Consider the following 15,612-nt stretch of genomic DNA (forward strand, 5'->3'; position numbering starts at 1 on the left):
ACGGGCCTCTCTCCGGCACCATGCGGCTCCGTTCCCGGTCACGCAGTTACACACCGGCTCCTCACCCCGGAAATCCCCACGGCGGCAGCACAACACAGCCGCCGGCCGAACCGTACACCGACCATCGACTGGAGGCTCACTCCACACACCTCACCACCATGCAAGAATCCCTCTCTGACGCGCGACCGACGAGACAGAGATGCCAGCAATCGACGACTTCCGTATCGGCAGCGAGACAACACGGAATCCATCGACACACCCGAGGTGAGGCCGCGTGATTGCCACCGGTGCGCACCCGACAGTCGACGGTGGGCTACCTGCCGTGATGGAAGACGGCTACCTCCCGGACTTCGGTGCAGGGAAGCGGGGCCAGCCATGACGCCCGAGCTGTCGAGCGGCGCAACGACCGTGCGCTACGACCCCGATACGGCGCAGCTAACCGTCGAGAACGACGGCGACACGCTGGCGACCGGTACGGTCCGGGTCGCTGTCGACGACCGCCACCTGCCAAGCGAACGGGGGACGGCGACGGTCATCGATAACGGCGTCGGCGTTCGCGTCACACACGAAGGGCCCTTGGAGACCACCGTTCGAGTCGAGTCGGCCGACGACGCCGTCGACGTGACGGTGGCCGTCACCAACGACACGGACCGACCCGTCTCGCTTCGGGAGCTGGCTCCGCTCGCCGACGCTGTGACTCCGTTCGAGGACGCCGACCGCCTGTTCGAGCACGGCTACCAGTCTTGGACGCCGACGGCCACACTGCCGCTCGGCGAGACGTTCCCGGATGAACCGCCGCACAACCGCCCGCAGATGCTGGACCTCGCTGCACCCGACGACGGCCGCACGAGCCACTACCTCACGGCGCTTTCGGGCGACCCAGGGAACCTCACGATGGCCTTCCTCGACCACGACGCCTACCTCTCGCGGTTCGACGTAACTGTCGCGGACAGGACGCGTGTGTCCGCAGTGTGCGCCGGTGACGGCGTGACGATTCCGCCGGGTGGCACCCGCCGGAGCTCGACGCTCCGAATCGACGCGACTCGGCCGGTCGAGGACGCGCTCGAGACGGCCACGGACGCCGTCGCAGACCGGATGGACGCCCGGGTGCCCGCGGACGCGCCGACGGGCTGGTGTTCCTGGTACCACTACTTCACCGACGTCACCGCCGACGCCGTCCGGACGAACGTCCGAGCCCTCCAAGAGTGGGACGTGCCCGTCGACGTCGTCCAGGTCGACGACGGGTATGAGACAGCCTTCGGAGACTGGCGCAGCCTCGACCAGGGCTTCTCGGACATGAACCAACTCCGAGCGGACATCGAAGCCGCCGACTACCGCCCCGGGCTCTGGCTCGCTCCCTTCTACGTGCAGGGAGACTCCGATCTGGCCGCCGACCACCCCGAGTGGCTCGTCACCGACGCGGACGGGGAGCCCGTGGACGCCGGCGAACGCCACGGCGAGATGTACGGGCTCGACACAACTCACCCCGAGGCCCGCGCCTGGCTGGAGGACACGTTCGAGACCATCGTCGACGACTGGGGGTTCTCGTACCTGAAACTGGACTTCCTCTACGCCGCGGCCCTGCCGGGCGAACGCCACGACGACGTCACCCGCGCGGAGGCCTACCGGCGCGGGATGAAGACGATCCGTGCCGCCGTCGGCGACGACCCCTTCATGCTCGGTTGTGGTGCGCCGGCATTCCCGAGCGTCGGAATCGTAGACGCGATGCGCGTCGGCCCCGACACGGCGCCGTACTGGCGCAAACCCGACGAGTCGGCGAGCCAGCCGGCCCACGAGAACGCGATTCGGAACGTGTTGAACCGACAGTTCTGCCATCGCCGACTCTGGGTTAACGACCCGGACTGTCAGCTCGTCCGGGAAACGACCCAACTCACCGAGGCGGAGCGCCGAGCCTTCGCCACGGTCGTCGCGCTGACCGGTGGCGCGAACGTTTTCAGCGACGCAATCGAAGAAATCGATTCGGCAGGCCGGGAGCTGCTCGAACGGACGTTGCCGCCGGTCACGGACGGACGTGTCGAAGGCGTCGGGTGCCGGGAGTTCCCCGACCGGATCGTCACGGAGCGGGCGGCCGACGGCGCCGTGGCGACGGCAGCGTTCAACTGGACTGACGGGGAGCGGACGGTGACGGTCACGCCCGCTGACCGATTCGACGGTCCCGTCCGCGCCTGGGACCCCTTCGTCGAGCAGCTGGTCGAGGGGACCGTTGAGCGCTCGCTGAAGCCTCACGACGCGGCGCTTTTCCACTGCGCGCCGGCCCGTGACCGACCGCACCTCGTCGGAAGCCGGCACCTCGCGAACGCCGCCGAACAGGTCCGCGACGTCGACTGGACTGAGACCGAAGACGGCGGGACGCTCACGGTCGATCTCGACGCCCCGCGTGCGATGGAGCTCGTCGTCGCCGTGCCCGAGCGGTGGACGGGGCCGAATGGGAGCGAGGCCGATGATGTGACCCCGGTCCGGATCGCCGCCGAACCGGGCGTCACGAGCATCTCCTTCGAACAGGGTGGTTCAGCGTGAGTTCGGGCGACCACACGAGCCCGCAGGTCGGCGTCTGCTACTTCCCCGAACACTGGCCGCGAGACCGGTGGGCGACCGACGCTGCACAGATGGCCGACGCGGGCCTCGAAGTCGTCCGACTGGCGGAGTTCAGCTGGTCGACGATCGAACCCGAGCGCGGAGCGGTCTCTTTCGAGTGGCTGGACGAGGCGGTCGAAACGCTCGCCGCCGAGGGGCTCGACGTCGTGCTGTGCACCCCGACCGCGACGCCGCCGAAGTGGCTCGTCGACGAACACCTCGAAATACTGCAAGCGGAGCAAGACGGGACCGTCCGAGGGTTCGGGTCGCGGCGGCACTACTGCTTCAACTCGGGAGCCTATCGCGAGGAAACCGAGCGGATCGTCGACGCACTAGCCACCCACTACGCCGACAACGACGCCGTGATCGGCTGGCAGACCGACAACGAGTACGGCGTCCACGACACGATTCGCTGTTACTGCGACGACTGCGCAGCGGCCTTCCGCGAGTGGCTCGCCGAGCGGTACGGCGACCCGGAGACGCTGAACGAAGCGTGGGGCACGACCTTCTGGAGCCAGCGCTACGGCTCGTTCGCGGAAGTGGACCCGCCGCGACACACTCCCGCGGAACACCACCCCTCGCTGCTGCTCGATTACGCCCGCTTCTCACACGATAGTGTCGCGGCGTACAACCGCCTGCAGACGGGGCTGCTTCGGGACGCGAACGACGACTGGTTCGTCACGCACAACTTCATGGGCGATTTCGGCACACTCGACGCCCACGACCTCAGTGAGGACCTCGACTTCCCGTCTTGGGACTCGTACCCGACCGGGTTCGTACAGGACCGCCGCGAGGGCGAAGCCACGCCCGCGGAACTCCGGACGGGCGACCCCGACGAGGTGTCGTTGAACCACGACCGCTACGGCGCGCCGTTCTGGGTGATGGAACAGCAGCCGGGCGACGTCAACTGGCCGCCTTACGCCCCACAGCCCGGCGAAGGCGCGATGCGGCTCTGGGCCCACCAAGCCGTCGCCCACGGCGGAGACGCCGTACTGTACTTCCGCTGGCGGCGCTGCCGTCAGGGCCAAGAACAGTACCACGCGGGACTTCGACGACACGATGGCAGCGCTGACAGGGGCTACCACGACGCCGACCACGTGGCGAGCGAGTTCGCCGACCTCGACCTCGAACCGCCGGAGCGCTCAGTCGCGCTCCTCGACGCGTTCGAACACGACTGGGCGCTGTCGGCCCACCCCCACGCCCCGGATTTCGACTACTGGACCCACGCCCGGGCCTACTACCGCGCGCTCCGTGCTCGAGGCGTCGACGTCGACGTCGTGCCGCCGGACGCCGACCTCGGCGGCTACGAGGCGGTCGTCGCGCCGACGCTGTACCTCGCCGACGAAACCCTGGCCGATCAGCTCGCGTCGTTCGTCGAGAACGGCGGCCACCTGCTCGTGACGCTCCGCTCAGGTGTGAAAACCCCCGCCAACCAACTGCGCGAGGGGCTTCCGCCCGGGCCGCTGACCGAACTCGTCGGTGCGACCGTCGCTCGCCACGAGAGCCTCCCGGAGCAACTGGACACGAGCGTCACCTACCGCGGGGAGCGCTACGACTACCGGACCTTCGGGGAGTGGCTCACACCGGACGCAGCGTCCGTCGAGGGACGGCACGCGGGAGGTGTGGCCGAAGGCGAACCAGCCGTCGTCACCAACGACCACGGAGCCGGCAGCGTTGCGTACTGCGGGGTCTGGCCCGAAGCCGGCCTCGCAGACGCGCTGGTAACCGACCTCCTCGACAGCGCGGGGGTCGCATACACCGACGCCCGCTTGCCCGAGACGGTCCGGTTCGCTGCGCGTGACGGCCACACCTGGGTTCTGAACTTCGGGTTGGAGGCCGTGACCGTCACCGCGCCGAGCGACGCGACCTGGACGGTCGGCGGCCCCGAGGTGCCCGCCGTGAGCGTCGGCGTGGTCGACTCGGCGCCGGCAGAGCTCTCGGTCGAGCGTGACTGACCCGTGTCGCTGCCCGCGCCGCGAGAGCGGACGCGACCGCTGCGGCGGCGTGGCTTGACGTGACGACCGGACCGCCGATTTCGGGTATCGGCGTCTGTCGGGGCCGGGAACACCTCTGAAGTCGCTGGGTCAGTGGGTCCCGTGGTGTCCGTCGTCAGTCTGCTTGGGTAACGCCTGCAGCCAGCGTTTCTCGGCGGACGTGTAACACGACCTGAACCGCCGCGGTCGGGTCGCTGGCGGTGCGAGAGCCCCGGATACGACCAGTTCGGTAGTCGCTGCGGGGACGGTCTGCGGAGGTCGTCTGACCGGGCAGGTGTCGCTCGCCCGCGGTCGACGCCCCCGGCGTTTTTGCTGTCGCCGTCCGAACGCCGGTTCATGACGACGAATCGCGCCGTGGCTGACACGCTGACGCGCTCTCCTCGGCGGTCGGTCCGCGTCGGAGCGGCCGACGGGCTGAGAGTGGCCGTGGGGCGGTCGTGAGCCGCGACGGACCCTCGCCGGTCGAACGGCTTCGGGACGATTCGGCGGCGTCGCCGCGAATCGTGGCGTTGCCGGACGGGTCGCTCGACCGGTTCTGTGCGGCTCACGCGGGCGCCGGGACGCGCATCGCGACGCGGGCGCGGCTCGGCGTCGAGCTCACCCGCGGGAAGCGGAAGTCGCTCCGGCTGGAGCCGTACGAGGAGGCGCCGGGCGGACAGGCCGTGAATCTCGGCTGGCAGGCGCACCGGCTCGGAGCCGACGTGTCGGTGTACGGCCACCTGGACGGCGTCCCGGCGTTGCCGTTCGACGCGACGTCGATGGGGCGGGCGGCCCGCGTCGACGTCTGCCGGTTCGCCGACGGCGACCTGATGCTGGCCGACGAGTCCGGCGACCTCTGCGACTGGGGGCTCGACGACCTCCGCGCGGCCGCCGGCGACCTCGGCGGCGTCGCCGACACGGACGCGGTGTGCTGGCTGAACTGGGTGTCGGTGCCGAACACGACCGACGCCGTCGAGCGGTTCCTGGACGTCACCGACCCGGACGGGGAGCCGCTGTTCCTGGTCGACGCCGGCGACGTCGTCGGCAGTGACGCCGAGGCGTTCGCGGCGTTCCGCGACGCGTTCTGCGCGGTCAGCGACTCGGACTATCGGCTCGTGCTCACCGCGAACCGTGCCGAGGTCCGCGCGTACACGGGGGCGCTGCTGAACTACGGCGGCGGCGACGCGGGCGGCGACGCGAGCGACGAGTGGCACGTGCGTCGGCTCCGCGAGGTGCTCGGCTGCGAGGCGGTCGTGTTACACGCGCCGGACGTCGCGGTCGCCGCCTCGCCGGACGGGCAGCTGACGGTCGAGAACAGGGACCTCGCGTCGCGTGCGCGGGAAACCGGCGGCGGCGACCGGTTCGGCGGCGCGCTCGCGTACGCGCTCACCGCCGGCTGGGGCTGGCGGGAGGCGTGCGAACTCGCGAACGTCGCGGCGTCGCGCTACATCGCGACCGGCGACACCGGCGACCGAGCCACGCTCGCCGACTGGCTGGCCCGGCCCGGCGCACCGGGCGAACGCGGCGGGGAAGGCGAACGCGGGGGAGGCGGGCACGGCGAACGTGGCGGGTGGGGCGCTACTGACCGCGGCGCTCAGAAGTAGGTGTCGCGAACCGTCCGCGACAGCAGTCCGTCCTGCTCGAAGGCGACGTAGACCACGACGAACGGCCCGGACGCGGGCCGCAGGACGAACACGTCGCGCGGCGGCGACTCGGACGCCGACTCGTCGGCGTCGTTGACGCGCTCCACGAGCGGGTCGATGGGCGTGGTGCCGTCGCGGAACTCCGCGTAGAGGTCGCGCCCGCCGCCGCTCGGGCCTGCGGCGCGCCGCACCGGCGACTCCGGCTCTCCGCCCGGGTCGGCGAACACGTACAGCGCGCCGTTCGGCTCGCCGTCGGTGTTGTGCGTGACGCGCGACGTCATCGCGTCGCCGGCGGCGCGGGCGTCCGACCAGGCGTCCGTCGCCGCCTCGAACATGTTCTCGACGCCGTCGGCGAACCAGTAGCGCGAGCGCCGGACGACGTTCAGCGACGCGAACCGCGGGTCGTCGCCCGACCAGTCGAGTGCCGCCTCCACGACGTTCCCCGGTTCGAGTTCGTCGTCGGCGTCCCCGGCGGCGACGCGAACCGGTTCGTAGGCGTCGACCGGGTCGTCCGCGGGCGAGAGGTCGACGAGGACGACGGCGTCGTCGTCGACGCGGAGCACCCGGTACCGGTCGGCGTCGGTCGTCTCCATGTCCGACGTGTGCGGCCGCGCCGGTAAGCCCGTGTCGCTTCGGCGGCCGTCCGTTCGTGTCCGACAGTGGCTTCTCCGCGCGGCGCGACCACCGAGACGTGCTTCAGGCCGCGTTCCGGGACCGGGCGGTGTACCTCCGCGACGCCGACGCGCTCGTGCTCGCGGACCTCCACGTCGGCCGCGCGGAGGCGTCGGACGTCGACGCGCCGCTCGGCGAAGCCGACGAACTCGCCGACCGCCTCGGAGCGCTCCTCGACCGGTTCTCGCCGTCGACCGCGGTGTTCGCCGGAGACCTGCTCCACGAGTTCGACCGGGCGTCGGCGCGGGCGGAGCGGGCGCTCGGGTCGCTGGCCGAGGCGTGCCGCGACGCGGGCGCGACGCCGGTCGCCGTCCGCGGCAACCACGACACCGTACTCGACTCGGCGTGGGACGGCCGGGTCCACGACGCGCACGCGCTCGCCGGCCAGGACCGGCGAATCGTCGTCAGGCACGGCCACGAGTCGCCGCCGCCGAGCGAACGCGCGGACCTGTACGTCGTCGGCCACGACCACCCGACGATTCCCATCGAGGGCCAGCGACGCCCCTGCGCGCTGTACCAGCCGGGGGTCGACGGCGACGGCACTCCGGTCTTGGTGCTGCCGGCGTTCAGCCGCGTCGCCGCCGGCGTCGACGTGAGCGGGATGCGGACCGACGAGTTCCTGTCGCCGCTGGTCCGCGACGCCGACGCGCTCCGCCCCATCGTCTTCGACGGCGACGACTCGCTGTCGTTCCCGCCGCTCGGCGAGTTCCGAGCGATGCTGTGAGGCGGCCGCGTGCCGCCTACTCGGCGGCGGTGTCGGGCGACGTTTTCGTGACGGAGAACACGTCGAGGACGGTGCCGCTCGCCTCGCCTTCGTCGGTGATGCCGGCTTTCACCACGGCGTTGACGCAGGTGCCGACGCGGATGCTGGTCCCGAACCGGACCGACCGGTAGGGGGTCCCGTACGCGCGGCCGGTCGGGTCTTCGAGCACGATGGTCGACGCGTCGGGCATCGCCGCGACGCTCGCGGTGACGGTGACTCGGCTTCCGATGGTGGTGTACGCCGTCGGCTCGGCCGCGATTTCGGCGAGCGTCACCGGTCCGCCGCCGCACGGCTCCCCGTCGTACTCGCCGGGGTCGCTGAGACAGCCCGCAGTACCGGCGAGGGCGGCCGTCGCCGCGGCCGCTCCGAGACGCCCGATGACTTCCCGCCGTTGCACGTCGTCGACCTTCACGGTTCGCCGCTTAACCGTTCCCGACAAGTTATCAGAACGGATATCTCGTGGCGCTCGCAGCCGCGGACGCGAACCACTACATCCTTGCGCGGCCGGTCCGAATTCGGCGGCATGAAGACGACCGAGGCGTTCGACGGGCTCGCCTGCACCGGCTGCGGCGAGTCGTACGACGCCGACGAGCACGGCCGCTGCCCCGACTGCGACGCGCCGCTGACACCGATGTACGACTACGCCGCCGTCGACGCCGACGCCTTCGGGAACGCTGACGCCCCGGGCCACTGGCGGTTCGAGTCGCTGCTTCCGTTCCCGGCCGCGGATGCACCGACGGCGAGCGAGGGCGACACGCCGCTCGTGGAAACCGAGCGGCTCGCCGACGAACTCGGCGTCGGCTCGCTCCGCGTCAAGGACGAAGGGCGGAATCCGACCGGAACGTTCATCGACCGGGGAATGAGCGTCGCCGCGGCCGCCGCGGCGGCCGCCGACGTGGAACCGGTCGCGCTCGCCGCCGCCGGCAACGCCGGGCAGTCCGCGGCGGCGTACACGGGCCGCGTCGACCTGCGGAGTTACGCGTTCGTGCCGAGCCGAACCGCCTTCTCGAACAAGGCGATGGTGAACGTCCACGGCGGCGAGATGCGCGTCGTCGGCGGCCGGTACGCGGACGCCGCTGCCGCGGTCGACGACCAGCTCGAAGCCGACTACTACTCGCTGCAGGAGTTCACGACGCCGTACCGCCACGACGGCGCGAAGACCGTGTCGTACGAACTGTTCGAGGATGCCGGCGTCCCGGACGCCGTGGTGCTCCCGGCGAGCACCGGCGAACTCGTCGTCGGCGTCGTCCGGGGGTTCCGTGACCTCGTCGCGCTCGGCGTCGCAGACGAACTCCCCGCCGTCTACGTCGCGCAGACGGAGGGCTGCGCGCCGATTGCCGCGGCGCTCCGACGCGACGCCGACGCGGTCGAGCGGTGGAGCAACCCGGACACGATAATCGGCGAACTGGAGATCGACGCCCCCGCCGGCGGCGACGTCGCCCTCGACGCGCTCCGCGACGTCGACGCGGCGGCCGTCACGGTGTCGGACTCGGACGCGCTGGAGAGCGCCGTCACGGCCGCCCAGACGTCGGTGCTGGAGGTCGGCGGCGCCGGCGGCGTCGCGCTCGCGGCGGCGTGGACGCTGGCCGACGAGGGCGACCTCGACGGCGACGACGACGTCGTGGTCGTCAACCCCGACGACGGCGTGAAGACGCCGGACGTCCTCCGCAGCCACCTGATGGGCAAAGGAATCTGAGCAGGGCGGCGTCGACCGGTGACCGGACAGCGTCGCTGTCGACCAGACAGCGTCGACCGGTGACTGGACAGCGTCGACCGATGCCCGGAACGAGGGTTCGCGATTGAGGACCGGGACCAGCTGCTTCCTATTCGACCCGACAACTATAAGGATTAGACGAATCTAATTCTTCGCAAGATGATGTTGAGCGACGTCATGGAGGACTACCTCAAGGCTATCTACGTCCTCCAGACGGACGAGGGGCCGCCCGTCTCCACGTCCGCCATCGCCGAGCGCGTCGGGAAGACGGCGCCGACCGTGACCAGCATGGTCGAGACGCTCGAAGACCGCGGGTTCGTCGAGCGCGAGAAGTACCGGGGCGTCGAACTGACCGAGGAGGGCCGGACGGTCGCACTGGAGGTACTCCGGCATCACCGGCTCCTCGAAGCGTACCTCGCCGAGCACCTCGACTACTCGTGGAGCGAAGTCCACGCGGAGGCGGACGCGCTCGAACACCACATCAGCGAGGAGTTCGAGCGCCGAGTCGCCGAACTCCTCGGTGACCCGACGGTCGACCCGCACGGCGACCCGATTCCGAGCGCCGACCTCGAACCGCCGGGCGACGACGGGACGCGGCCGCTCGTCGACGCCGACGTCGGCGACCGCGTCCGCATCACCCGGGTCAGCGACCGCGACGACGAGGAACTGGAGTACCTCTCGCGCGCCGGCATCACCCCCGGAACCGAGGTCGTCGTCGTCGACGTCGCGCCGTTCGGGATGGTGACCGTCGAAGCCGACGGAGACGACCAGAGCCTCCCGGAGTCGGTGGCGTCGTCCGTCCAGGTCCGCGCCGTCGACCCAGCCACGACCGACGCCGACGCTGAACGGGTGACCGACTCGTGATCGGCTACTGGGAACTCGTCGCCGTCGCGGCGGTGACGCAGCTCGCGGTGCTGCCCGGCGAGAAGGTGCAGTTCATCATCTCCGGACTGTCGACGAAGTACCGGCCGGCGATAGTGGTCGCCGCCGCGGGCTCGGCGTTCGCGGGGTGGACGGCGCTCGAAATCGCGTTCGGCGCCGCCCTGCAGCGCGTGCTCTCCCGGCTCCTGCTCGACGTGTTTACCGCCGGGATGTTCCTGCTGTTCGCGGTGCTGCTGCTCCGGTCGGCGCCCGCACGCGACGCGGAGCCGCACGCTGCCGAGACCGACGGCGGGAGCGCCATCCTCGGCGGCATCGGCGGCGAGGCGACCGTGCTCGGCCACGAGTTCACCGGGAAGTTCGGGAGCTTCCTCTCCATCTTCTCGATGATAGCCGCCGGCGAGTTCGGCGACAAGACGCAGCTCGTCACCATCGGGCTCGCCGCGCAGTACGGCGCGAGCTCCGCTATCTGGGTCGGCGAGATGGCGGCGATTCTCCCGATGAGCCTCGCGAACGCATACCTCTTCCACCGGTTCAGCCACCGGTTCGACGTCCGGAAGGCGCACTTCGCCGGCGCGGCGCTGTTCGCGTTCTTCGGTGCGGACACGGTGCTGTCCGTCCTGACCGGGTTCTCCGTGTGGGAGACGGTCGTCGGCGCCGTCACGCAGACCGTGACGACGCTGCTGTAGCGCCGCCCGGCGAACCGGTCGCTCGGGACCCCGGCGGTCGGCTGGATGACGTAGTTTAAGTCCGCCGACGGCTTCCGGCAGGTCGTGCCAACGCTCCTCCTCTCGCTCGCCGCCGGCGTCGTGTTCGGGCTGGCGCTCGCGGCGCCGCCGGGACCGATGAACGCGGTCATCGCAGAGGAGAGCGTCGTCCGCGGCTGGGCAGCGGGCGCACGCGCCGGCCTGGGCGCCGCGACGGCCGACGCGACGTTCTTCGTCCTCGCGTTCGTCGGCGTCGTCAGCGTCGTCGAGCGCGCGCCGCTGCTGCGGGCGCTCATGGTCGGCGTCGGCGGCCTCTTGATGCTGTACTACGCCTACGGCGCCGCCCGCGAGGTCCGCGGGACGTTCCTCGGCGTCGACGCCGCGGTCGACGTCGACGAGGAGTCCGCCGGGTTCCGGAAGGCGTTCGTGCTGGCGCTCGCGAACCCCTACCAGATTCTGTTCTGGCTCACCGTCGGCATCGGGCTGCTCGAACCCGGGAGCGTCGACGTGTTCGCCGAGGCGGGCGTCTCGCGGTTCGCCGGCGCGTTCGTCGTCGAGACCGGAAGCCCGGCGCTCATCGTCGGGTTCTTCGCCGGCATCGGCCTGTGGGTCACCGGCTTCCCGGCCGCGCTGGTGTTCGCTCGGCGGCGCGTGGAGGCGCTCGCGCCGGCGGTCGCCGCCGTGTCGGCGCTCGTGCTCGGCGGGTTCGGCGTCGCGTTCATCGCGGACGCCGTCGGGACGCTGGCTCCGCTGGCTGGCTGAGGGCGAACAGGCGGCCCGGACCCGAACCGACGCGTGTGGCCGCACAGCCGCGGACGCGCCGGAGCGACACTCAGTTCACGCGCGGTCTGGCCTCGTCATCACTTTTGAACGTTCGTCGCCCGCGTCGACTGACTGCGCTCGGACGGATGACGCGAAATGGGGAACCGCCTAGCGGGTCGGCTGCGCACCGCGGCCGACACGGGAAACCCTTTCACGTCCGGCCGTGTCGCCGGGGACATGTTCGGGAAAACGACGTGGATCAAGCTGCCACGGAACGTCCTCGTCGGGCACGGCGTCGTCGACCGGGTCGGCGACGCCGTCGCGGAGCTGTCGCTCGCCGGCCGGCCGCTCGTCGTGACGAGCGAGACGCCGTCGGCCATCGCGGGCGAGCGCGTCCGCGACCAGTTCGACGACGCCGCGATGACGACCGTCGACGCGGCGAGTTTCGAGGCGGTCGCGCGGGTCGTCGAGGCGGCCGAGGACGCCGAGGCGACGTACCTGGTCGCGCTCGGCGGCGGGAAGCCCATCGACATCGCGAAGATGGCGGCGGACGAACTCGGCGTCGGCTTCGTCTCGGTTCCGACCGCGGCGAGCCACGACGGCATCGTGTCCGGCCGGTCGTCAATTCCGGAGGGCGACACGCGCCACTCCGTCGCCGCGGACCCGCCGCTCGCCGTCATCGCCGACACGGAACTGATGGCGGACGCGCCGTGGGAGCTGACGACCGCCGGCTGCGCCGACATCATCTCCAACTACACCGCCGTGAAGGACTGGCGGCTCGCGAACCGGCTGAAGAACGTCGAGTACAGCGAGTACGCCGCGGCGCTCGCCGAGATGACAGCCGAACTGCTCGTCGACGACGCCGACTCCATCAAGCCCGGCCTGGAGGAGTCCGCCTGGGTCGTCTCGAAGGCGCTCGTCTCCTCCGGCGTCGCGATGTCCATCGCCGGGTCGTCCCGGCCGGCCTCCGGCGCGGAGCACCTGTTCAGCCACCAGCTCGACCGAGTCGCCGACGACCCGGCGCTGCACGGACACCAGGTCGGCGTCGGCGCCATCATGACCGAGTACCTCCACACCGGCGCGAACGGCGAGTGGCGCGCCATCCGCGACGCGCTCGAACACCTCGACGCGCCGACGACCGCCGCCGACCTCGGCATCGACGCCGACACCGTCATCGAGGCGCTCACGACCGCCCACACCATCCGTGACCGCTACACGATTCTCGGTGACGGCGTCAGTGAGGCCGCCGCCCGAGAAGTCGCGTCGTTCACCGGCGTCATCTGACCGGTCGGCCGCCGGGAGCGACGCGAACCCGAAGAGGGAAGCCCGCCCGGTCGAAACCTTCGCGTATGGCTTCAGCCGACGCTGACGGGGAGGGGGGCGTCGTGAAGGCGCATCCGCGCGCCGCCGTCGCGGTGCTGTCCGTCGTCGGATACGGACTCGTCGTCGGGACGTTCGCGGGCGTCGTCCCCGATTCGGTGTTCCCGTCGCTCACGGAGGCGCAGGTGAACCTGCTCAGCCACGCCATCGCCGCCGTCAACTTGGTCACGACGGTGCTGCTGGTGCTCGGGTGGCGGTGGATTCGGGAGCGGGAAGTGCAAAAGCACGCCGCGGCGATGTCGACGGCGTTCGGGCTCATCATGGTGTTCCTCGTCATGTACCTCGTGAAGATCGGCGGCGGCCCCGGAGAGAAACACATCGTCATCCGCGAGTCGATGTTCCTCGGCCAGTACGCCGGCGCCGTCGAACTCGTCTACTTCGCGATGCTGGCGATACACATCCTCCTCTCGGTGCTCACGGTCCCGGTGGTGCTGTACGCGGTCGTGCTCGGCTGGACGCACACGCCCGCCGAACTCCGTATGGAGACGCCGCACGCCCGCGTCGGCCGCGTCGCCGCCGCCACCTGGATCGTCTCGCTGACGCTCGGCGTCGTGACGTACGTCCTGCTGAACTGGGTGTACGCCTACGAGTTCGCGCAGGTCAGCTACTGACAGCGGACGCCAGCGGCTCGCTACCCGAACCGCCGGCTCCCGAACCTCTTTCCGGCGCGCCGGGCGACCGAGACGCGGGACGATGACTGACCTCTCGACGCGGACGGAGTGGATCGGCGAGACGTTCACGAGCGACACCGGCTGGGACCACCTGGAGTCGCTCGTCGACATCGGCAACCGGATGGCCGGCCAGCCCGGCGAACGCGAGGCGCTGGAGGCGACGCGGGACGCGCTCGCGGACGCCGGCTGCCGGGACGCCCGCGTCGAGGAGTTCGACCTGCAGGGGTGGGAGCGCGGCGACGCCGAAATCGGCACCGACGCCGGCGCGCAAGACTGCATCGCGCTCCCGCGGTCGCCGGCCGGCGACGCCGCCGGCGAGTTCGTCGACCTCGGCTACGGGCTGCCCGAGGACTTCGAGGCGGCCGACGTCGAGGGCGCGGTCGTGATGGTGTCTTCGACGGTGCCGGACCACTACGAGCGGTTCATCCACCGGCGCGAGAAGTACTACTACGCCGTCGAGCACGGCGCCGCCGCGTTCGTCTTCCGGAACCACGTCGAGGGCTGCCTGCCGCCGACCGGCTCCGTCGGCACCGCGGACTCGCCCATCGGCGACGTCCCGGCGGTCGGCGTCTCCGCGGAGGTCGGCGCGCGGCTGAACCGCCGCGTCGCCGGCGACGAAGTCACGGTGTCGGTCGACTGCGAGACGCCCGAGGCGACGAGCGGGAACGCGATGGCCGAACTCGGCCCCGACACCGACGAGGAGCTGTTGGTGACCTCCCACGCCGACGCCCACGACGTCGCGGAGGGAGCCATGGACAACGGCGCCGGCACCGCCTCCATCGTCGAGGTCGCCGCGGCGCTCGCGGCGAACGAGGACGCGCTCGACACCCGCGTCCGGTTCGTCGCGTTCGGCGCCGAGGAGGTCGGGCTCGTCGGCTCCTCGGTCGAGGCGGACCGCACCGACCGCGACGCCGTCAAGGCGGTCGTGAACGTCGACTCGAACGTCTTCGGCCGGACGCTGAAACTCCACACGCACGGCTTCGACGACCTGACCGCGGCGGCCGAGCGCGTCGCGGACCGCTTTTCGCACCCCGTCGAGTGCATCCCGGAGCAGAACCCGCACAGCGACCACTGGCCGTTCGTGCAGGCCGGCGTCCCCGGCTACATGGTGTCCGGGAAGACGGAGGGACGCGGCCGCGGCTGGGGGCACACCTTCGCCGACACCTTCGACAAACTGGAGGTGCGGAACCTCCGCGAACAGGCCGTGCTGCTCGCCGCGCTCGTCGCCGACCTCGCGGACGCCGACACCGATGTCGCCCGGCAGGACCCCGCCGACGTCGCCGCCGCGGTCGAGGCGCAAGACCTCGCCGAAGGCATGAAAATCACGGGCGACTGGCCGTACGCCGACGACGGGTCGCTCGCGGAGTAACGCCGGCGTCCGTGTCAGCGGGCCACGAGCGTGGCGTCTGACGAAACTGGTATACCGCCCCCTGCCAAACGCCCGGCCATGAAGGAGTACAAGATGCGCCGAGGTGAGCACCTCGAAGACCGGATGCCGGACCTGAAAGCGGAGATCGAAGAGCGGTTCGGCCCGGTGTCGGGGACCGAGGAGTTCGACGGCCACGAGCTGTACGTCGTCGAGAACCCGGACAACCCGGTGTTCGAACGCATCGTCGCCGGCGCCGCCGACTACTCGGGGAAGAAGGACAAGCTCGCGGTCCACTTCGAAGAGCGGCCCGCCGAGGACGTCATCGCCGAGGGGAACGCCGACGCCGCCGCCGACGCGGTGGACGCGAAGAATCAGTTCCTGCTCGACGCGACGGGCCGGGACGCGAAGTCCCGCCGCGACTCGCTGAAGCGGCAGGTCGAAGACGAAGCGCCCGACTACTGAGCCGGGCCGCGGTTCTGCGGCG

At 71.0% G+C, this 15,612-nt stretch carries 14 protein-coding genes; 12 read left to right on the forward strand and 2 right to left on the reverse strand.

What is annotated here, in order from left to right; translation table 11 throughout:
* The first annotated feature begins 264 nt into the window (after positions 1-264).
* The 3 genes from ACQUST_RS08850 to ACQUST_RS08860 all read left to right on the forward strand — a co-directional run bounded on the left by ACQUST_RS08850 (position 265) and on the right by ACQUST_RS08860 (position 6,172).
* Positions 265-2,538 carry a glycoside hydrolase family 36 protein gene (locus ACQUST_RS08850; protein ID WP_435127421.1) on the forward strand — a complete coding sequence of 758 codons (2,274 nt, stop codon included), beginning with the start codon at positions 265-267 and terminating at the stop codon, positions 2,536-2,538.
* Positions 2,535-4,550: a beta-galactosidase gene (locus tag ACQUST_RS08855; RefSeq protein ID WP_435127423.1), complete on the forward strand. Its 2,016-nt coding sequence runs from the start codon at positions 2,535-2,537 to the stop codon at positions 4,548-4,550. The genes ACQUST_RS08850 and ACQUST_RS08855 overlap by 4 nt, the downstream gene beginning before the upstream one ends.
* Before the next feature lie 476 nt (positions 4,551-5,026).
* Entirely contained in the window at positions 5,027-6,172 is a 1,146-nt protein-coding gene (locus tag ACQUST_RS08860; protein WP_435127425.1) for a hypothetical protein, read from the forward strand.
* Here ACQUST_RS08860 and ACQUST_RS08865 read toward each other — a convergent pair.
* Entirely contained in the window at positions 6,163-6,804 is a 642-nt protein-coding gene (locus tag ACQUST_RS08865; RefSeq protein ID WP_435127426.1) for a DUF6663 family protein, read from the reverse strand. The genes ACQUST_RS08860 and ACQUST_RS08865 overlap by 10 nt on opposite strands.
* A 98-nt stretch (positions 6,805-6,902) precedes the next feature.
* Here ACQUST_RS08865 and ACQUST_RS08870 point away from each other — a divergent pair, with 98 nt between their 5' ends.
* Positions 6,903-7,607, forward strand: a complete 705-nt coding sequence (locus ACQUST_RS08870) for a metallophosphoesterase (RefSeq protein ID WP_435128159.1) — start codon at positions 6,903-6,905, stop codon at positions 7,605-7,607.
* Between the two features lie 16 nt (positions 7,608-7,623).
* On the opposite strand, the gene ACQUST_RS08875 is transcribed toward ACQUST_RS08870, so the two are convergent.
* Positions 7,624-8,043, reverse strand: a complete 420-nt coding sequence (locus ACQUST_RS08875; protein ID WP_435127427.1) for a hypothetical protein — start codon at positions 8,041-8,043, stop codon at positions 7,624-7,626.
* Positions 8,044-8,169: 126 nt separating this feature from the next.
* Between ACQUST_RS08875 and ACQUST_RS08880 the strand changes: the two genes are divergently transcribed.
* The 8 genes from ACQUST_RS08880 (at position 8,170) to ACQUST_RS08915 (ending at position 15,590) form a co-directional block, all read left to right on the forward strand.
* A complete protein-coding gene (locus tag ACQUST_RS08880) occupies positions 8,170-9,342 on the forward strand; it encodes a pyridoxal-phosphate dependent enzyme (protein ID WP_435127429.1) in 1,173 nt (390 codons plus the stop codon).
* A gap of 180 nt (positions 9,343-9,522) precedes the next feature.
* A complete protein-coding gene (locus tag ACQUST_RS08885) occupies positions 9,523-10,224 on the forward strand; it encodes a metal-dependent transcriptional regulator (protein WP_435127431.1) in 702 nt (233 codons plus the stop codon).
* Positions 10,221-10,928 (forward strand): TMEM165/GDT1 family protein, encoded by a 708-nt coding sequence (locus tag ACQUST_RS08890; RefSeq protein ID WP_435127433.1) that lies wholly within the window; start codon positions 10,221-10,223, stop codon positions 10,926-10,928. Before ACQUST_RS08885 ends, ACQUST_RS08890 begins: the two co-directional genes overlap by 4 nt.
* Before the next feature lie 120 nt (positions 10,929-11,048).
* Positions 11,049-11,708: a LysE family transporter gene (locus ACQUST_RS08895; RefSeq protein WP_435128160.1), complete on the forward strand. Its 660-nt coding sequence runs from the start codon at positions 11,049-11,051 to the stop codon at positions 11,706-11,708.
* Positions 11,709-11,945: 237 nt separating this feature from the next.
* Positions 11,946-12,992, forward strand: a complete 1,047-nt coding sequence (locus ACQUST_RS08900; RefSeq protein ID WP_435127435.1) for an NAD(P)-dependent glycerol-1-phosphate dehydrogenase — start codon at positions 11,946-11,948, stop codon at positions 12,990-12,992.
* 65 nt (positions 12,993-13,057) lie between these two features.
* A complete protein-coding gene (locus ACQUST_RS08905) occupies positions 13,058-13,699 on the forward strand; it encodes a DUF420 domain-containing protein (protein ID WP_435127437.1) in 642 nt (213 codons plus the stop codon).
* Positions 13,700-13,781: 82 nt separating this feature from the next.
* On the forward strand, positions 13,782-15,128 hold the full coding sequence (locus tag ACQUST_RS08910; RefSeq protein WP_435127439.1) for a M28 family peptidase: 1,347 nt from the start codon (positions 13,782-13,784) through the stop codon (positions 15,126-15,128).
* A 78-nt stretch (positions 15,129-15,206) separates the two neighbouring features.
* Complete coding sequence (locus ACQUST_RS08915) at positions 15,207-15,590, forward strand: DUF5611 family protein (RefSeq protein WP_435127441.1); 384 nt, start codon at positions 15,207-15,209, stop codon at positions 15,588-15,590.
* Positions 15,591-15,612 lie beyond the last annotated feature (22 nt).

It is taken from the genome of Halobaculum sp. D14 (assembly GCF_051195135.1).
Classification (GTDB): domain Archaea; phylum Halobacteriota; class Halobacteria; order Halobacteriales; family Haloferacaceae; genus JBNTKA01.

What these genes read in the sequence shown, in the direction of transcription:
- ACQUST_RS08905 (WP_435127437.1), top strand. Translation starts at nt 13,058, where the DNA reads ATGGCTTCAGCCGACGCTGACGGGGAGGGGGGCGTCGTGAAGGCGCAT.
- ACQUST_RS08900 (WP_435127435.1), top strand. Translation starts at nt 11,946, where the DNA reads ATGTTCGGGAAAACGACGTGGATCAAGCTGCCACGGAACGTCCTCGTC.
- ACQUST_RS08865 (WP_435127426.1), bottom strand. Translation starts at nt 6,804, where the DNA reads ATGGAGACGACCGACGCCGACCGGTACCGGGTGCTCCGCGTCGACGAC.
- ACQUST_RS08915 (WP_435127441.1), top strand. Translation starts at nt 15,207, where the DNA reads ATGAAGGAGTACAAGATGCGCCGAGGTGAGCACCTCGAAGACCGGATG.
- ACQUST_RS08880 (WP_435127429.1), top strand. Translation starts at nt 8,170, where the DNA reads ATGAAGACGACCGAGGCGTTCGACGGGCTCGCCTGCACCGGCTGCGGC.
- ACQUST_RS08885 (WP_435127431.1), top strand. Translation starts at nt 9,523, where the DNA reads ATGTTGAGCGACGTCATGGAGGACTACCTCAAGGCTATCTACGTCCTC.
- ACQUST_RS08910 (WP_435127439.1), top strand. Translation starts at nt 13,782, where the DNA reads ATGACTGACCTCTCGACGCGGACGGAGTGGATCGGCGAGACGTTCACG.